14 protein-coding genes are annotated in these 17,499 nt (G+C 69.9%); 2 read left to right on the forward strand and 12 right to left on the reverse strand.

What is annotated here, in order from left to right; genetic code table 11:
* Window positions 1–78: 78 nt before the first annotated feature.
* Complete coding sequence (gene asnS, locus E6K79_01510; protein ID TMQ66625.1) at window positions 79–1,377, reverse strand: asparagine--tRNA ligase; 1,299 nt, start codon at window positions 1,375–1,377, stop codon at window positions 79–81.
* Between the two features lie 115 nt (window positions 1,378–1,492).
* Here asnS and E6K79_01515 point away from each other — a divergent pair, with 115 nt between their 5' ends.
* Both E6K79_01515 and E6K79_01520 read left to right on the forward strand, forming a co-directional pair.
* The gene (locus E6K79_01515) at window positions 1,493–3,445 is read left to right on the forward strand and encodes a hypothetical protein (protein TMQ66626.1); all 1,953 of its coding nucleotides are present in this window, start codon (window positions 1,493–1,495) and stop codon (window positions 3,443–3,445) included.
* Window position 3,446: 1 nt separating this feature from the next.
* A complete protein-coding gene (locus E6K79_01520) occupies window positions 3,447–4,547 on the forward strand; it encodes a DUF4388 domain-containing protein (protein ID TMQ66627.1) in 1,101 nt (366 codons plus the stop codon).
* A 1-nt stretch (window position 4,548) separates the two neighbouring features.
* Here the strand turns inward: E6K79_01520 and E6K79_01525 are convergent, their stop codons facing one another.
* From E6K79_01525 to E6K79_01575, 11 genes are all read right to left on the reverse strand, one after another.
* A complete protein-coding gene (locus E6K79_01525; GenBank protein TMQ66628.1) occupies window positions 4,549–5,580 on the reverse strand; it encodes a hypothetical protein in 1,032 nt (343 codons plus the stop codon).
* Entirely contained in the window at window positions 5,520–6,524 is a 1,005-nt protein-coding gene (gene waaF, locus E6K79_01530; GenBank protein ID TMQ66629.1) for a lipopolysaccharide heptosyltransferase II, read from the reverse strand. Before waaF ends, E6K79_01525 begins: the two co-directional genes overlap by 61 nt.
* Window positions 6,525–6,543: 19 nt before the next feature.
* A complete protein-coding gene (locus E6K79_01535; GenBank protein ID TMQ66630.1) occupies window positions 6,544–7,743 on the reverse strand; it encodes a glycine C-acetyltransferase in 1,200 nt (399 codons plus the stop codon).
* Window positions 7,740–8,792 carry an L-threonine 3-dehydrogenase gene (locus tag E6K79_01540; protein ID TMQ66788.1) on the reverse strand — a complete coding sequence of 351 codons (1,053 nt, stop codon included), beginning with the start codon at window positions 8,790–8,792 and terminating at the stop codon, window positions 7,740–7,742. Before E6K79_01540 ends, E6K79_01535 begins: the two co-directional genes overlap by 4 nt.
* An 88-nt stretch (window positions 8,793–8,880) precedes the next feature.
* Complete coding sequence (locus E6K79_01545; GenBank protein TMQ66631.1) at window positions 8,881–9,900, reverse strand: D-2-hydroxyacid dehydrogenase; 1,020 nt, start codon at window positions 9,898–9,900, stop codon at window positions 8,881–8,883.
* Entirely contained in the window at window positions 9,804–10,865 is a 1,062-nt protein-coding gene (locus E6K79_01550; protein ID TMQ66632.1) for a glycosyltransferase family 9 protein, read from the reverse strand. Before E6K79_01550 ends, E6K79_01545 begins: the two co-directional genes overlap by 97 nt.
* A gap of 3 nt (window positions 10,866–10,868) precedes the next feature.
* Window positions 10,869–12,875, reverse strand: coding sequence for an ABC transporter ATP-binding protein (locus tag E6K79_01555; GenBank protein ID TMQ66633.1), 2,007 nt, complete (start codon window positions 12,873–12,875; stop codon window positions 10,869–10,871).
* 14 nt (window positions 12,876–12,889) lie between these two features.
* The gene (locus E6K79_01560) at window positions 12,890–13,291 is read right to left on the reverse strand and encodes a hypothetical protein (protein ID TMQ66634.1); all 402 of its coding nucleotides are present in this window, start codon (window positions 13,289–13,291) and stop codon (window positions 12,890–12,892) included.
* A complete protein-coding gene (nadB, locus tag E6K79_01565; protein TMQ66635.1) occupies window positions 13,291–14,931 on the reverse strand; it encodes an L-aspartate oxidase in 1,641 nt (546 codons plus the stop codon). The genes E6K79_01560 and nadB overlap by 1 nt, the downstream gene beginning before the upstream one ends.
* Complete coding sequence (gene lpxK, locus E6K79_01570; protein ID TMQ66636.1) at window positions 14,928–16,121, reverse strand: tetraacyldisaccharide 4'-kinase; 1,194 nt, start codon at window positions 16,119–16,121, stop codon at window positions 14,928–14,930. Before lpxK ends, nadB begins: the two co-directional genes overlap by 4 nt.
* Window positions 16,118–17,494, reverse strand: coding sequence for a hypothetical protein (locus E6K79_01575; protein ID TMQ66637.1), 1,377 nt, complete (start codon window positions 17,492–17,494; stop codon window positions 16,118–16,120). Before E6K79_01575 ends, lpxK begins: the two co-directional genes overlap by 4 nt.
* Between the last annotated feature and the right edge of the window lie 5 nt (window positions 17,495–17,499).

Raw genomic sequence — 17,499 nt, forward strand, 5'->3', positions numbered from 1 at the left:
GGTGTCCATCGGGGTGTCAATCCATATTCTGGTGGGAAGCCCTCAGGGCCTAGCGCTCTGCCGGATCCCACCCCGCGCCTAGGGGCGCAGGCGGTTCAGGAGACGAGGAAACGGGATCGTCTCGCGCAGGTGCTCGATCCCACAGATCCAGGCGAGCGCGCGCTCGATGCCCATGCCGAACCCGCTGTGCGGCACCGACCCGTACCGCCGCAGGTCCAGGTACCACTCGAACGTCTCCTTGGAGAGCTTCTCCTCCTCGATCCTCTCGACGAGCGTTCCGTAGTCGTCCTCCCGCTGCCCTCCGCCGACGATCTCGCCGTATCCCTCCGGGGCGAGGAGATCGCACGAGAGTGAGAGCCGGTCGTCGCCGGGATCGCGCTTCATGTAGAAGGCCTTCACGGCCGCCGGGAAGCGGTGCACGAAGAAGGGCCGATCGCGCCCCTCGGTCAGGACCGTTTCATCCGTCGCCCCGAAATCGCCGCCCCACTCGAACGGGAGCCCCTTTTCCTTCAGCGTTCGCGCGGCCTCCTCGTACGAGACGCGCGGAAACGGAGGATGGACGCGCTCGAGGGCGGCGACGTCCCGGCCCAGGACCTTGAGCTCCTCGCGCCGATCCTCGAGCACGCGCGCGACGATCGCCTCGACGAAGCGCTCGATCCAGACCATCAGATCGTCGAGCGTCGCGTACGCGATCTCGGGCTCCACCATCCAGAACTCGATCAGGTGGCGCCGCGTTTTCGATTTCTCGGCCCGGAAGGTCGGGCCGAAACAGTAGGTCCGGCCGAAGGCCATCGCGGTCGCCTCGTTGTAGAGCTGGCCGCTCTGTGTGAGATAGGCTTTCTCGTCGAAGTACTCGGTCTCGAACAGGGTGGTCGTCCCCTCGCACGGATTGGGGGTGAAGATCGGGGCGTCGGCGAGGGTGAAGCCTTCCCGGTTGAGGAAGCCGCGGCAGGCGTCGACGAGGGTGTGGCGGATCTTCAAGATGGCGTGCTGCCGCTGCGAGCGGATCCAGAGATGCCGGTGATCCAGGAGGAACGGCGTTCCGTGCTCCTTCGGCGTGATCGGATACTCGCGGCTCTCCCCCACGACCTCGAGCCCCGTGAGGGTGAGCTCCACGCCGCTCGGAGCCCGCTTGTCCTCGCGCACGAGGCCCCGCGCCCGGATCGCCGCCTCCTGCGACACCGCCGCGGCGCGGGCAAAGACGTCCTCGGGCAGATCCGCCTTCGAGGCGACGCACTGCACGACGCCGCTTCCGTCCCTTACTTGGAGAAATTCGAGCTTCCCGCTCGATCGTCGCGCGTAGAGCCACCCCTCCAGCAGGACCTCTTGTCCGACCTTTCCGGGGAGTGCTTCGATGCGGGTCGCTTGCGCCGGCATGCCGCTTCCTCCCAACCTCCCTTGGATGACAACGATGCGTCGTGAGGCGCGTAGGATAGCACGCTGGGGGACAAATCCCTTGACACCCCTTCCACCCCACCACTAACGTGCGCCCGTGACGCGCCGAACGACTGGTCATCGAGCCTCGCACGCGCACCGGCGACATTTTCGCGTCCCCGCGGTTGCGTTCACACTCCTCGCCTCGGCACTCTCTCTGGCTTCCCCGCGGGCTGCCATCGCGAAGGGTGAGGCGTTCGCGCCGGCCGGCGCCGAAGCGATTACGAGCGCGCTCAACCAGAAGTACGACTCCGGCGTGACGCGCGCCCTGGCGGCGGCGCAGGCCTGCTACCGCGAGGCCCTCGCGCAGGACGCCACCGGGAAACCCGCCGAGGCCATCCGACTCCTGGAAGCGGCGTCCGCCTTCGACCCGGACTTCCCGGACGCGCACTTCACGCTGGCCCGCGTGCTGGCGTTTCGAAACCCGGGCCGCGCGGTGGGCGAGCTGAGCGAGGCCTTCCGCATTCTCGGGCGAAGCTACCCCTGGCAGCGCCACCTTCTCGCGAACGTGCTGACCGGCCTCATCGCCGTTTGGATGGTCAGCCTCCTTCTCGCGGTGATCGGAATCGCGTTCCGGCACTTCCCCCACCTGGTCCACGTCGTGCGGGAGCTGTTGGGAGCGCCCCAATCGCACATCGGGCAGGCGTCCGCCGCCGTCGTGACGCTCTCCCCCGCGGTATGGGGGCTCGGCGCCATCCCGACGGCGACGCTCTTCTCCGGCCTCACCTCCTTCCGTTTCGGGAAGCGCGAGGTGGGTCTCGTGGTGCTGTTCCTGGTCTCCGCGCTCGTTCTCGCGGGCGGTATCGGCGCGATCGCCCCTTGGGCGGGCGCGCCGACGCTCGAGGAGCCGGGACTTCTGGTGGACCGCGCGATGAACTCCGGGTACGACCCGGACCTCGCGGCGGCGCTCATGTCGTGGGAGGCCCGCGACGCGACCGAAGCGCTCTTCCCGTTCGCGCTCGGATCGATGGCGCGGCGAAGCGGGGACCTCGACATGGCCGAGAGGCAGCTTACCCTCGCCGCCGTGCTCCGCCCGAAGACGGCCTGGATCCTGACGAACCTCGGAAACGTCTACTTCGCGCGCGAGGATTTCGGGCGGGCGAGGCAGACCTACGAGGCGGCCGCGGCCGCCACGCCCGGGGCGGTCGAGCCTCATTTCAATCTGGCGCAGGTCTATACGAAGCAGCTCATGTTCACGGAGGCGAGTCGAGAGCAGTCCCGCGCCTCCACAATCTCGTTCGATCGCGTGGCCGATTTCAGCCGCTGGACCGCGCCGCAGCTCAACCGGAGCGTCATGGACGCGGATCCGCCCGCCGAGGCGCTGTGGGGGCTCTCCCGGCGTTTCGCGTCGCACCGGATCCCGAGCGTCCGCGAAGGAAACGCCCTGATCCGGTGGGTCACGCGCCTGGCGCCGCCGGCGCCTTTTGCGCTGGTCTTCATCCCCGCGATGTTTCTCATCTTCGCCGGGATCGGCCAATTCCTCGGGCGGGGCCTCCCGACGATGCACTGCTCCAACTGCCAGACGGTGATCTGCCGCCGCTGCGTCAAGCGGATGCAGCAGCGCGCCTTCTGTGAGAACTGCTTCAAATCGGTGAAGGAGCTGAAGTCGACGGAGTTCACCCGGCTTCTCCTCACCCGGCAGGGCCGGGGCGCCGCGCGGAGGCGCACGGCGGGCCAGGCGATCCTCACCCTCCTCGTGCCCGGTGCGGCTCAGATGCTCCGGGGCGCGACCCTCTCGGGATTCTTCGCTCTCCTCGTGATGAGCTCGGCGGCGCTGCTCGTCGTTTGGAACGGCGCCCTGGTGCCGTCGCTCGACGTGCTTCCGTCCCCGACGTCGGGATTGGCCAAGAGAATCCCACTCATCCTCCTCTTCCTGCTCACGTACGCGATCAGCGTCGCGCGGTATTTCTCCACGACGACGACACACGTCGAGGACCTGACCGCCCCGGTGGACGAGGCAACGGGCGCGGGCGCGAGACCGGCGCGCGCCCGAACGGGCCGGAGACCCTGACATGGCGCTCCAGGGAAACCTCGACGATTTCAGCCTCCCCGAAATCCTTCAGCTGATCGCGGTTCAGCAGAAGTCGGGCGTGCTCAAGCTGACCGCCGGCGATGATGTCGCGGTCGTCTTCTTCGAGGCGGGCAAGATCGTCTCGACGCGCGACCGACGCAGGAACGCGCGCGATCCGCTGAAGCCGTACTTGGTCCGGACGGGGCATCTGACCGAGGCCCAGCTGAAGCAGATCGAGACCATCGAGGCCGAGAGTCGGAGGGAGCTGACCGACGTCCTCCTCTCCGGCAACTACATGACGAGCGAGGCGCTCACGCAGGCGCTGGAGCACCAGATCCAGGACACGCTCCACCAGCTGCTCACGTGGAAATCCGGCTCCTACCACTTCTCGGGCGATTCACGCACCGTTCCCAAGTTCGCGGTGAACGTCCGCCTGAATACCGAGGGGCTCCTGATGGAGAGCATGCGGCGAATCGATGAGATCGTCCGCTATCGGGAAACGCTCTCCTCCCCCGCGATGGTGCTCCGCCCGAAGCCGCTGGCCATGCCGCCCAAGGAGATGTCGTCCCAGGAGCGGCGCATTCTGCCGCTCGTCGACGGCTTGCGGCCGCTGCGCGACCTCGTCGCGCAATCGAAGCTGGTGGAGTTCGAGGCGTTCGAGGCGCTCCATCACCTCCTGGACCTCGGCGTCATCGAGGTTTCGCTCGGTGCGGCGCCCGCGAAGGTGACCCCGATCGCCGCGGAGCCGCCCCCGGTTCCCGCGCGGCGGACCGCCAACAGCTTCCTCGCCTTCGCGGTCGCCATCGTTTCCCTTGCCGCCTCCTTCGCGATCGCGTTCTTTGTCACTCCGGCTCTTCTCTCCCGAGCGGCGCGAGCCGCGGCGCCGGCGGTGGTCGCCGTCCCGCCCGAGATCGCGCTCGTCGACGAGGCCGCCCGCGTGAGCCTCGCTCTGGAGACCTACCGGCGGGTCCGGGGGGAATATCCTCCGGATCTGGAGACCTTGGGTGTCGAGGGCTACCTCCCCGCGGCGATGGCGCGCGCGGCCGCCCGCCTCTATCAGTACCAGAGCGACGGGGTGACCTACTCGCGCGTTCTCCGCTGAGTCACGCACCACCCCGGCCGACCGCTCGTAGCGGGTAGCCGACGCCCCACCGCCATCGGTTGTAAGCTTCCGTGGCGCCCGCGATCAGAATCGCGGCGAGGAATGCGGCCGGCGCTTGGGGCGCCAGGATCACGAGAAAAAGCAGCTGGAGCCGTATCGAGAGCGCGTTCCACGAGGCGGCCGTCCGCGAATCGAGTCCCGGCCCGAGCGCCAGAATCGCCGCCGCGAGGATGCCCCAGACCGCAGGCGTGAGATCGAGCGCCCAGAGCCCCGCCGCCATCGTCCCCCACGCGAGCCCGACAGACAGGCCCGCCGCCCGCCCCGCGCCCAGCGCGACCGCCGTGGTCCGCTGACCCGCCTGCTCGTCGCCCTCGCGATCGGCCAACATGGTGAGTAGCGAGACCGTCATGATCCCGAGCGTATACGGCAGCGACGCCATCGACCCCGCGCGCAGATCCCCCACGCCCCACGGTCCGCCGCAGCCTGCCGCTCCGAGCAGGAACGCCACGACCCCGTAGCCCGCGCCGTGCGAGAGCACGTCCAGGATCGGCCTTCGCTTGAGCTCGAAGGGCGGCGCCACGTAGGCCACCCCAAGGACCAATGAAACCAGAAGGAGACCCTGCTCGAAGGACGACGCGCCCCGCGCGACAATCGCCGCCACAAGGACGGCGCCGAGACCCACCGCGAGAAGGGATCGGCCGCCGACGAGGCCGCGCACCACGGGGAGTCCCTTCCGGTTCCGACGGTCCCCGTCGCGGTCGCGCCAGGCGTTCGCCCCGTGGACGGCCGCCAGGATCAGAAGCAGCGACGCGAGGGGTCCCGGCGAGAAATCGTTCCGGCCCGACACGCGAAATTCCCAAGCACGCCCCGCGCCGTAGACGGCCACCGCGGGGATCCAGAGGAGGGGCCGGATCGCGAACGTCCGGTCGAGCAGCCACTCGAGCGCCCGCCGGCCCCCGCGCCCCTCGCCGGTCACGGGAGGAGCTGCTCCAGCGCCCGCGACGCCTCCTCCGGGCCGATCGAGCGGAGGCATCCGTAGCCGATCGGGCAGGTCCGGCGATAGCAGGGAGAACAGGGGTAGGCCGCGTAGAGATTCGACACCCACGGGGCGGAAGCCGAAGTCCAGACCGGGCTCGTCGAGCCGAACACGCCGACCGTGGGCCGGCGGAGCGCCGCGGCGAGGTGCATGACGCCGGAATCGTTCGAGATGACGCCGTCTGCGCCCGCGACGATCCCGAAGAGCTCACCCAGCCCGGTGGAACCGGCGAGGTCGATCGCGCGTGCCCCCGCGCCCCGAGCTTCGCGCGCCGCCGACGCGGCGGCATCGCGATCCTCGACCCCGCCGACCACCACGACCGCGCGGCCGGTGCGCCGCGCGATGCCGGCCCCGGCCGCGGCGAAGCGCTTCGGCTCCCACTGCTTCGCCGGACCGTAGCTGGCCCCCGGCGCGAGCAGGAGATAGGGAGCGCCCTTCCACCCCGCGCGCTCGAGGGCGACCCGCGCGCTGTCGGACTCCTCGGCCAACGGCTGAAGCGTCGGGATCTCCGAGCGCGGGGCGATCCCCGCGGCGGCCGCGAGCTCGCGATACTCGGCGGCGCGGGCGGTCGATCGCGGCGGTCCCGCCCGGCGAACGCGCGTGGTGAGCAGGGGCCCGCGCCACTCCGCGGCATAACCGATCCGCTCGGGTACGCCGGCGAGCCACGTGAGAAGGGCCGAAGAGAGCGACTCGGTAAGGAGGAGTGCCCTGCGCGGGCGGAGCGCGCGGATCGTGGGGAGCGGCGCCCATCGCGCCGCCCGGCTCGTCGCGACGTAACGGACGCTCGGAAATCGCGGCTCGAGGATGTCCCGGAACGACTCCGGGCCCAGGAAGATCGCCGGTCCTTCGGCGGCCGACTCCAGGGTGGGAAGCGAGAGGACGAGATCTCCGAGCCAGTTGGGAATGCGAACGAGCAGGGGCGCGTCTTCCGGGCGTGTCATGGCTTCGCCACGCAGCGGGTCAGCGGATGATTTCGAGGCCTCGCCCCACCTCTTCGAGGATGGAGAGGGCGCGGTCCAGCTCCTCTTCGGTGTGCGTCGCGGTCACGATCGTGCGGAGCCGCGCCTTCCCCTTCGGGACGGTCGGGTAGCCGATCCCCTGCGCGAAGAGGCCGCGGTCGAAGAGGCGGTCGGAGAACTTCATCGCGAGGTCGGCCTCTCCCACGAAGATGGGCGTGATCGGGGTCTCGCTGATTCCCGTGTTGAACCCGAGGCGCTTCAACCCGTCCTTGAAGCGCTTCGTGTTCGACCACAGCCGCTCGATGCGCTCCGGCTCGGCCTCCAGAACGTCGAAGGCCGCGATGCAGGCCGCCGCGACCGCCGGAGGATGAGAGGTGCTGAAGAGGAACGGCCTCGCTCGGTGATACAGGTACTCGATGAGGGATCGCGTGCCGGCCACGTAGCCGCCCAGGACGCCGATCGCCTTGGAGAGGGTCCCTACCTGGATGTCGACCTGTCCGTGCAGCCCGAAGTGATCGACGGTGCCGCGCCCGGCCTTGCCCAGAACGCCGCTCGCGTGGGCGTCGTCCACCATCATGATGGCCCCGTGCGCCCTCGCGAGCGCCGCGATCTCCGGCATCGGCGCGATGTCGCCGTCCATGCTGAAGACCCCGTCGGTGATCACGAGACGGCGCTTCACCGACGCGGTCTCCTCGAGGAGGCGTCCGAGCTCGGTGGGATTGCGGTGCGGGAAGACCCGGATCGTCGCCCGGCTCAACCGCGCGCCGTCGATGATGCTCGCGTGGTTCAGCTCGTCCGAGAGAATCAGGTCGTCCTTTCCGAGAATCGCGGCCACGGTCCCGGCGTTCGCGGCGAAACCGCTCTGGAAGACGACGGAGGCCTCGGTCTTCTTGAAGGCCGCGATCCTCCGCTCCAGCTCCATGTGGATCTCCATCGTCCCCGCGATGGTCCGGACCGAGCCGGAGCCGACCCCCAGCTCCTTGAGCGCGCGGAGCGCGGCCTCGCGGAGCTTCGGGTGGGTCGTCAATCCCAGGTAGTTGTTCGACGAAAGGTTGATCACGTCCTTCGAGTCGAAGCGCGCGGCCGCGCGCTGCTCCCCAGCCAGGACGCGGAGCTTTCGGTAGAGGCCTTCGGCGCGGATCTGGGCGAGGGCCTCGTCGAGGAACTGGAGCGGGTTGTTCGTCGCGGTGGCGCGGCTCATTTGCGGTCCCGCACCAGCACGATCTTTCCCGCCTTGCCCGAGCGTTGGAGCTCCACCGCCTGGTGGAAATCGTCCCAGCCGAGCACGTGCGTGATCACCGGCCGGATGTCGAGCTTCCCGGAGAGGAGGAGCGCCTCCATCCGGTACCACGTGTCGAAGATCCAGCGGCCGTTGATTCCCTGCACGGTGGCCCCGCGGAAGATGATCTCCTTGGCCACGTCGATCTCGAGCGGCTTCGACGGGATGCCGAGGAGCGAGACGCGCCCTCCGTTGGCGAGCACCTCGAAGCCGTCCCTGAGCGCGCCCGCGCTGCCCGACATCTCGAGCATTCCGTCGACGCCGTCGCCCCCCGTCGCGTCGAGGATCGAGCGCACGACCGCGTCCCGCTCCACGTGGAGGAGCCGGTCCGCGCCCATTTTCTCGGCGAGCTCGAGCCGGATCGGGTTCTTGTCGATCGCCGCCACCCACGCCGCTCCCGCCGACTTTAGAACCCCCACCGCGAAGCAGCCGATCGGCCCGCAGCCGAAGACCGCGAAGCGGAGCCCCGCGACGGGACCCGCCAGCGCCGTGTGGACCGCGTTTCCGAGCGGATCGTGGACCGCCGCGATCTCCTCGGGAATCTTGGGATCCACCTTCCAGACGTTCTGCTCGGGAATCACGACGAAGTCGGCGAAGGCGCCCTGCCGGTCCACGCCCAGGATCTGGACGTTCTTGCAGAGATGGAGGAGTCCGCGGCGGCAGGCGTAGCAAAGGCCGCAGTAGATGTGCGTCTCGCCGGTGACGCGATCCCCGGCCCGTACGAGCGCCACCTCGGAGCCGACCGATTCGACGATCCCCGTGAATTCGTGGCCCGGAATGAGCGGGGGCTTGATCCGCGACTCCGCCCAGCGATCCCACTCCACGATGTGGAGGTCGGTCCCGCAGATCGCGAAGGCCGTGACGCGGATTCTCACGTCCCTCGGCCCGACGTTCGGGATCGGCGCGGTGATGCGCGTGAGGCCCGGCCCTGGGGCCGATTTCTCCATCGCCCACATCGTGCCCTGGGTCACCGTAGGCTCCTTCTGCGTCCGTACCGCCAACGTGTCTTCCTCCCTATGGCGATTATGGGTGCGAAGGGGCCGGAATCAAGGCAATTCCCTAGTAGCCCCGGGCCCGGTCGACAACGTTCCGGAGCGCGACCCCGCTGCGATATCGCCGCCAATTCTCCGCGAAGTCCTCCGCGAGCGGCCGGAGCGTGCCGATCCCGGCCACGTGCGGCGTGATCCAGATTCCCTTGGCCGTTCGAAGGGGATGCGTGGCCGGCAGAGGCTCCTCGCGGAAGACGTCGAGGAGCGCCCGCGCCGGGCGTCCCTTCGCGATTCCCTCCAGAAGCGCCGCCTCGTCGACGGTGGCGCCCCGCGAGGCATTCACGAAGGTCGCGCCCTCCCGCATGAGCGCGAAGCGCTCCCGGTTCCAGAACGATTCCGTCGCGGGGGTGTGCGGCAGAAGGTTGACGATGAACTCGGCGTGCGGCAGCCGGTCGCGAATCGCATCCGGCCCGTACATTCCCGCCGCGTCCTCCCCCGCGGGGACCGGCCCTCTCCGGATTCCCTCCACGCGCATGCCCAGCTCCCGCCCCACGGAGCCCACGTGAGCCCCGATCGCGCCGTACCCGACCACGAGGAGCGAGCTGCCCGCCAGCGTCCCGGGCGTCCATCGCTTCCATTCGCGGGCTTCCATCTGGCGCAGCGCTTCCGGAACGCCGAGCTCCCACGCGAGCAGATAGCCGAACACGTACTCGGCGATCCGCTTCGGAAAGTCCCCCACGGTGCGGGTCAAGGTCACGCCGTCGCGCCATTCCGGGCGACCGGACCATGCCTCGATGCCCGCCCAGCCGCTCTGAATCCATCGAAGCGCCGGGAGGGCTACCGGCGCGGGCGGTGGGAGCCCCGCGCAGAACCAGACGTCGGCGGTCGCGTCCCCGGCGCCCTCTAGCCCCGTCCACGGGATCGACTCTCCGAGGACTCCCTCGACTTCCCGCGCCAGAGCCTCGGGCTCCGCGTGGGTGATCAGGACCCGCGTCATCCGACCTTCCTGGAAGCGAGAAGGGGCCGGAGCGACGCCAGCACCAGCTCGGGCGGGAGGCGCTCCATGCACGCGTGGTGCGAGAGCGGGCATCGCCGTTTCCCGTGCACGTCGCAGGGCCTGCAGCCGAGCGGGATCTCCACCACCGAGTCGCGGGGGCCCTGGGGCGCGAACCCGAATGCGGGAACCGTGCTCCCGAAGATCCCCAGACCGGGCACGCCGAGGGCCGGCCCCAGATGGAGGAGAGCGGAATCGTTCGAGACGATCGCCGAGGCGCCCGCCGCGAGGGCCGCCGCGTCGCGAAACCCAAGCGAGGCGATCTCGGCGTGGCGCCCCTCCGGGAGAAGCGCGCGAAGCTCCGCCTCCAGCAAGCGCTCCTTGGGGTCGATCGCGTAGCGGACGCCCAGGCCGAGATCGGAGGCGATCGCCGTCCCGAGCGCGACGAAGTGCCGCGCCGGCCACCGCTTCGTCTCCCACCGCGCCCCGACGCCGAGGAACACGAAGCCGCGCCCCGCGTCCGCGCCCAGCCGCGCCGTCGCCCGCGAGCGCTCGGCCCCGGTGAGGGCGTCGCGAAGCCACGGCTTGAGCGGCGCGTCCGGCGGCAACCCCGCGAGAGAGCGGTAGGTTTCGAGGAGCGGCGGAACGGGCTTCACGCGGATCCAGCGCGCGTGAACCATGAGCCGGCGGCGAAGGCCGTGCTTTTGCGGCAGGGTCCGCTTCGCCTGATCGAAGGCCCCCACGATCCGCGACGATCGAAGATTCTGGTGAAGGTCGATCACCTCCGCGATCCCCTCACGCCGGAGCGCTGCGACGAGATCCCCGAGCCCGCCCACGAACCCGAAGGGGGCGGGCTCGGCGGGATCGCTCGTTCCGTCGCGCAGCACGTAGAAGCGGTCGATGTCGGGATGGCCACGGAGCGCGCCGGCGTACTGCTCCTTGGTGACGAAGAGGACGTGGCGGCCGGGATCGGCGGCGCGAAGGAACGAGGGCACGTGCGCGGCGAGCAGAACGTCGCCCAACGACGAGAACCGGACGACAACCGCCGGTCCCTGGGGCACAGGTCAGCTCGCCCGGTTCTGGGCTGCGAGCTCGGCGTCGGCGAGGCGGAACTGGAGGCGGTGCAGCTTCTGGTAGAGTCCCGGAACCTGGACCAGCTCCGGATGGGTGCCGGTCTGGACGATCCGGCCCCCGTCGAGCACGAAGATGCGGTCCGCCCGCTGGATCGTCGAGAGTCGGTGCGCGATGACGAACACCGTGCGTCCCGCGAAGAGCGCCTCCAGCGCCTCCTGCACCAGAAGCTCGGATTCCGAGTCGAGGCTGGACGTTGCTTCGTCAAGGAGGAGGAGCGGCGGGTTCTTGAAGATGGCGCGCGCGATCGCGATCCGCTGCCGCTCGCCGCCCGAGAGCAGCATTCCGCGATCCCCGATCTTGGTCTGGTACCCCTCCGTCGTCTGGAGAATGAACCGCTCCGCGTTCGCCGACCGGGCGGCGAGACGGACCGACTCCTCGTCCGCGTCGGGAACGCCGTAGGCGATGTTGTTCCAGACGGTATCGTTGAACAGGATCGGCTCCTGGGTCACCACGCCCATCAGCCGACGGAGCGAGGCGACGTCGTACTCGCGGAGATCCAGGCCGTCGAGCAGGATCCGCCCCTGGCTCGGATCGTAGAAGCGGGCCACCAAATCGACGAGGGTCGACTTCCCCGCCCCGCTCGGCCCTACCAGCGCCACCATCTCCCCGACCCGCGCGCGGAAGGAGACGTCGTGCAGCACGTCGCCGCCGGATCCGTAGCGGAACGATACGCCCTCGAACTCGAACCCATCGCGGATCGACACCACCGTCCGCGCGTCGGGCCGGCTCGCCACGGTCGGCTGCGTGTCGAGGAGGCGGAAGATGCGCACCGCCGCCGCGAGCCCCTCCTGGATCGTCGCGTTCACGTTGCTGAGCGACTTGAGCGGGGCCATCAACTGGAGCATCGCGAAGAGAAAGATGAAGAACTGCTGCGGCTCCAGAGCCCGTTGGAGGAGGATTTCGTGCCCTCCGTACCAGAGCACCAGCGTGGCGGCCACCACGCCGAGGAACTCCGTCAGGGGGCCGGCCATCGAGCCCAGGCGCTTCTGCCTCACGAAGGAGCGGAAGTAGTCCTGCGCCGCGCGGGCGAACTTGCGCTTCTCGAATTCCTCCATGGAGAACGCCTTCACCACCCGGATTCCGGTCAGGGTCTCCTGGAGGATCGAGTTCAGGTCCGCCATCCGCTCCTGGGTGATGGTGCTGCGCCGGCGCAGCTTCTTCCCGAGCCAGACGATGAGGAAGATCGAGGGCGGGATCACGATCACCGAGAGGAGCGCCAGCCGCCAGGAGGTCCAGAAAATCCAGAAGAGACAGACCGCCAGGAGGAGTCCGCTCTTGATGAGGTTGCTGAATCCGGCCGCGAGCGCGCCGCGCACCAGCGAGATGTCGTTCGTAAGACGCGAGAGGAGCGCCCCGGTTCGACGCGAGTGAAAGAACGACAGGGAGAGCTGGTGGAGGTGCGAATAGACCTCATTCCTCAGATCGCGCACGACCGCCTGCTCGACCCAGACGGTCAGCACGCTCTGCAGATAATCGAACGCATTCTTGAGGAGGAAGACGATCAGGAGCGTGAGGCAGATCCGGTTGAGCGAGCGGATGGGGTCGCCGGTCATGAAGAAACCTTCGAACCAGGTCCGCATGTCCCGCTTCCAGCCGGTGAACCGCGGCGCGATCCCGCTCTCCGGAGCGCCGGCGGATGCGCCCGGCGCAGGGCCAGCCCCAATCTCGCGCTCCGTCCCCATCCCACCCACGCCGGGGATCATCGCGATGGGCGCGGCCGGCTCGGCGGCGCCCGGAGCCCGCGGCCCGACGGCGGCCTGATGGCGCGGCGTGAAGAGGATCTTCACGAAGGGCGAGATCATGCCGATCGTGATCCCGCTCGTGAGGGCGAAGCCGACCATGAGGGCGGCGGTGACGAGGAGCCTACCGCGGTAGGGCCGCAGGTACTGGAGGAGACGGAGCGAGGCGCTCGATTGCTTGGTGCGGGGACGGGTCAAGTCGCGCGGGCCCGCTATTCGGCGGCCCACGGCCGCTTCGGGGCGATTCGGTCGAGCCAATCGAAATTGCGGACGAAGGCTTCGTCGAAATCGTATCCGCGCGCGAAGTCACTCCTCTTGTCGGCGTCGGTCTTTCCGAGGAGCCCCTGCTCCACGAGCTGGAACACGATCTCCCCGAAATCCTCGGTGGTTCCGATCCCCCACTGCTCGAACACGGTCTTGGCCATCGGGCCGAATCGGGCCAGGGCCAGATCCCGGATCCCGTCCAGAAGCTCGCCGCCGGTGACGTGGCGAATCTCCTTGAGATGATCGACGGTGTGGTGGACCGCATCGAGCGTGAAGCGGTAGGCGTTCGGCTTGTAGCGGCCGTGTTTTTGCGCGACGTCCAGAATCGCGGTTTCGAAGTCTATCGCCATCAGCGCACGTCCTGCCGGGTGAGCACGGTGTCTCGGCGGTAGCGGCGGTCGTCGACCTTTGGATGGTCGACGTTGTAGTGGAGCCCGCGGCTCTCCCGGCGCCGCCGGGCGCAGGCCACGATCAGATCCGCGACCAAGCCGACGTTCCTGAGCTCCACCAGATCGGCGTCGAGCCGATACCTCCAGTAGTCGCTCTCGGTCTGGTCCCGGAGCACCCGCACCATGGCCGCGGCCCGAGCCAGACGTTCGTCACTGCGTACGATACCCATATAGTCCCACATGACCCGCCGCAAGGCATCCCAATTGTGGTCGAAGATCACCTGCTCCTTCGCCTGCACCGCCCCGTCCAGGCGCCAGGACGGGAGGCGCGGCGGCCGATCCCCGGGCTCCTGGGCCACTTGGCGGAGCACCGCCCTGCCGGCGCGGCGCGAGAAGACCATCGCCTCGAGAAGGGAGTTGGACGCGAGGCGGTTCGCCCCGTGGACGCCGGTCGAGGCCACCTCGCCGCACGCGTAGAGGCCCGGGATCGCCGTCCGCCCCTCCAGATCGGTGACGACGCCCCCGCACATGTAGTGTGCCGCCGGGACGACCGGGATCGGGTCGTGGAAGATGTCGTAGCCAAGCTCCTGCACGCGCTTCGTGATATGGGGGAACCGGCGCATCAGAAGCCGCTTGCCGAGGCGCGCCATGTCCAGGAGGACGTACTTGTCGCCGCGGCGCTTCATCTCGAAGTCGATCGCGCGCGCCACGGTATCGCGCGGCGCCAGCTCGCGCAGCCGGTGGTAGCGCTGCATGAACGGCTTTCCGTCGGTCGTGAGGAGCTTCGCGCCCTCCCCACGCACCGCCTCGGAGATGAGAAACGACTTGGCTTCCGGATGGTAGAGGCAGGTGGGGTGAAACTGCATGAATTCGAGGTTGGCGACCGGCGCGCCCGCGCGGAACGCCGCCGCGAGCCCGTCGCCGGTCGCGATGTCCGGGTTCGTCGTGTAGAGGTAGGCCTTGCCGCATCCGCCGGTGGCGAGCACCGTGGCCTTCGCGGCGGCGGGAACGATCTCCCCCGTCGCCCGATCCAGCAGGTACGCGCCCCAGACGCGGTCCCTCGAGGGCAGCCTCCTCCGGCCTCCCAGATGCCGCGATTCGAGGATGAGATCGACGGCCAGGTGGTTCTCGAGAACCGTGATCTTGGGGTGAGCACGCGCTTTCTTGAGGAGCACCCGCTCGATCGCGTTCCCGGTCCGGTCCCTCGCGTGGACGATCCTTCGCCTCGAATGCCCGCCCTCGCGCCCCAGGGCGAACCGACCGCGATCGCGCGGATCGCGCGAAAACCGGACCCCGAGCGAAACGAGGCGCATGATCTCGGTCGGGCCGTCCTCGACCAGGACGTGAACCGCCTCGGGATCGCAGAGGCCGCGGCCGCATTCCAATGTGTCGCGCTCGTGGATCGAGAGCGCGTCGTCCTCCCCCAGCGCGGCCGCGACCCCTCCCTGCGCGTAATTGGTGTTCGACTCGAGGGCATCGACCTTGGTCGCGACGAGAACGCGCGCGAACTGGGCCGCGTGGAGGGCAACGGAAAGTCCCGCGATCCCGCTCCCGATCACGAGCACGTCCGCTTCGAGCTGGCTCTGCTTCGATCGCTTCACCGACGGTCCGGTCCTTCCGTGCGGGAGATTGGCCCGATCGGGGGCGTCGCTGCCGCCGCGGCGCGGAGCCGCGCCAGCGCTCCCTCGACCGGGTCGAGGGGACGAAGTGAGGCCCGGAGCACGCGCACCGGGAGGGTCGAGCTCAATCCTCCGGGCCAGCGGGGCTCGTCCTTCTCCGTGATCAGGGCGATCGCGGCGCCGGCCCCCGACGCGAACCGGAGCGCGGAGGCGACCGCATCGGCGCTCCAGCGCGCGTGGTCCGGGAACACGGAATGCGAGGCGAGGCGGATGCCGGAAGCCCGCGCGAATCGCTCGAGGCGGGCGGGCGCTCCGACGCCCGAGAGAAGGCCGGCCGGCGGGGCCCCCGCGCCCCATGGCTCCGCCGTCCTTTCCCCGATCGCCGACGTACCGTCCAGATGGCGCCGGAACCGGAGCATCGGCACACCGGGAGCCCGCGCAGCGACCCAGCTCTTCGTCGCGGCCGGGAGCTCCACTCCTGCCTCCTCCATCACAAAGGCGATCACCGAGGCCTCACGAAGGGTCGACGCGGGGCGGCGGAGCGGTCCCGCGGGAAGGACCAATCCATTCCCTTGAGGCCGGTCCGGGTCCAGGGTCACCCATAGCTCGTCCCACCGCAAGCCGCCCTGCTCCCAGCCGTCGTCGAGGATCGCGACCCGGGCGCCGTATCCGCTTTGCGCGGCGCGAGCTCCCCGGTACCGATCCCGATCGACCACGACCGTCGCCCCGCGCGGGAGGGCGGCGCGATGCGCGGCCGCTTCGTCTCCAAGGCGGTCCACCGCTTGCCCGAGCGGATAGCCGTCCAGATCGGGCACCACATCGGTATCCCTGTCGCGCCGGATCGCGCCGTGGCCTCGCAGGAGTACCGCCGGGCTCGCGCCGAGCTCCATCGCCTGAAGGGCGAGCCACCGGGCGAGGGCGGTCTTTCCGGTGCCACCGACCGTGAGGTTCCCGATCGAGATCACATAGAGGCCGGGAAGAGAACGGCGAGCGTCCGCGGCGCGAGCGCGCGCGCGGGCGGAGGCCGCGGCGTAGACCGCCGCGGCGGGAAGGAGCGCGCGCGTCCACGGGATCGACCCGGCCTCGCCGGACCAGCCGCGCTCGAGGACGCCGACAAGACCGCGCCGCCTGGCACCGGCGAGACCCCGGCGACCCACGCTCTCCGGCCTCATGCGATCGCGGGCGCCGATTTCGGCAGGAGACCCCACGCCGCGAGCGCGGCGATCCCCCGCTCCGTGGCGCCCGACGCGCGCGCGGCCGCCCGCGCCGCCGCGGCGCCGACTCGCTCGAGCTCGGGGTCGGCGAGCCACGAGTCGAGGGCCTCGCGCAATCGCTCTTCCGCGCCGGTGACGATCCGCCCGCCTCCTTCGCCGACGATCGCATCGATCGCGGTGGCCACCTGCGCATGGTAGGGGCCGACCAGGACGGGACAGGCCCGCGCCGCGGGCTCCCAGACGTTGTGGCCGCCGAACGGAGCGAAGGTCCCCCCGATGACGGCACCCCACGCCGCTCCATAGGCGCGGTCCAGCTCCCCTCGGGTCGCGAGGAGGGCGGCGCGCATTCCCGGGCGCCTCGAGACCTCGTCGATCCAGGAGACGACGTCGGTCCCTCGGGTGGCTTCGTCTCGAGCCGCGAGCTCGAACCCGCTCGACGCGAAGACCGCCCGCACGCGGGCTTCCCCGTCCGCATGCCGCGGGGCGATCACGAGGAGCGCGCGGCTCCTGCCCTCGAAGATGCCCTCGCGGTCTTGCCGCGCCTTCGCCTCGCCTGATTCCATCGCCGTTCGGACCCGGTGCCGCTCCAGCTGGACGCCCATCCGGAGCGCCGCCCCTTCCTCGCCGGGACGGAGGCTCCCGAAAATCAACGCCGGGCGAGATGCGAACGGTCGACCTTCGGGCACGCCGCGCGCCGCTCCGGCCGCCTTGAGGTCACCCATCATCCGGATCCGCTCCTGGGGAACGCCCAGCGATTCGAAGCGCGCGGCGTGCGCCTCGGATTGCGGCAAGGCGAAGATGCCCTCGCCAAAGAGCGCCCGGCCCGCGATCCCCAGGGACCGAAGGCGCGCCGTCGAGCGCTCCGAGATGGCAGCGCACACGAAGGTCACGGGCGAAGAGCGGCGCCTCGCCTCCACCAGCATGTTCGGCCAGATCTCGGTCTCGATGACGTCGATCCGTCTGGGCCGGGCGTCGTCCAGGACCGAGCCGACGATGCCGGGCAGGTCATGCGGGGCGATGCGGGCAGCGACGCGGTCCCCGAGCTCTCTTCGCGCGCGTTCCAGTCCGGTCCGTGTCCGCGTTGTGAGAAGGACGGGAGACCGCTCGCCGCGCGCGAGGAGCTCCTCGATCCAGGTCCTCGCCATTCCGACCTCGCCCATCGAGGCGGCGTGCACCCAGACCGTGCCCGTCGCGCGGTGGGTTTCCGTCCCGGCGCCGCGGAACCCGGCGCGCCAGATCCCGTCCACCGGACCGAGCCGCCCCAAGAGAGATGCTACGGGCGGGCCGAGGAAGGAGGTCGCCGCCCGGTACGCCGCGAGGCCGATCGCCACCTGGC

The sequence above is a fragment of the Candidatus Eisenbacteria bacterium genome, from assembly GCA_005893305.1.
GTDB lineage: Bacteria > Eisenbacteria > RBG-16-71-46 > SZUA-252 > SZUA-252 > WS-9.

Bases quoted from the DNA above. Each gene is read 5' to 3' on its own strand.
- asnS (TMQ66625.1), bottom strand. From the start codon at position 1,377: ATGCCGGCGCAAGCGACCCGCATCGAAGCACTCCCCGGAAAGGTCGGA.
- E6K79_01520 (TMQ66627.1), top strand. From the start codon at position 3,447: ATGGCGCTCCAGGGAAACCTCGACGATTTCAGCCTCCCCGAAATCCTT.
- E6K79_01525 (TMQ66628.1), bottom strand. From the start codon at position 5,580: ATGCCTCCGCTCGATCGGCCCGGAGGAGGCGTCGCGGGCGCTGGAGCA.
- waaF (TMQ66629.1), bottom strand. From the start codon at position 6,524: ATGACACGCCCGGAAGACGCGCCCCTGCTCGTTCGCATTCCCAACTGG.
- E6K79_01535 (TMQ66630.1), bottom strand. From the start codon at position 7,743: ATGAGCCGCGCCACCGCGACGAACAACCCGCTCCAGTTCCTCGACGAG.
- E6K79_01545 (TMQ66631.1), bottom strand. From the start codon at position 9,900: ATGCCCGCTCTCGCACCACGCGTGCATGGAGCGCCTCCCGCCCGAGCT.
- E6K79_01560 (TMQ66634.1), bottom strand. From the start codon at position 13,291: ATGGCGATAGACTTCGAAACCGCGATTCTGGACGTCGCGCAAAAACAC.
- lpxK (TMQ66636.1), bottom strand. From the start codon at position 16,121: ATGAGGCCGGAGAGCGTGGGTCGCCGGGGTCTCGCCGGTGCCAGGCGG.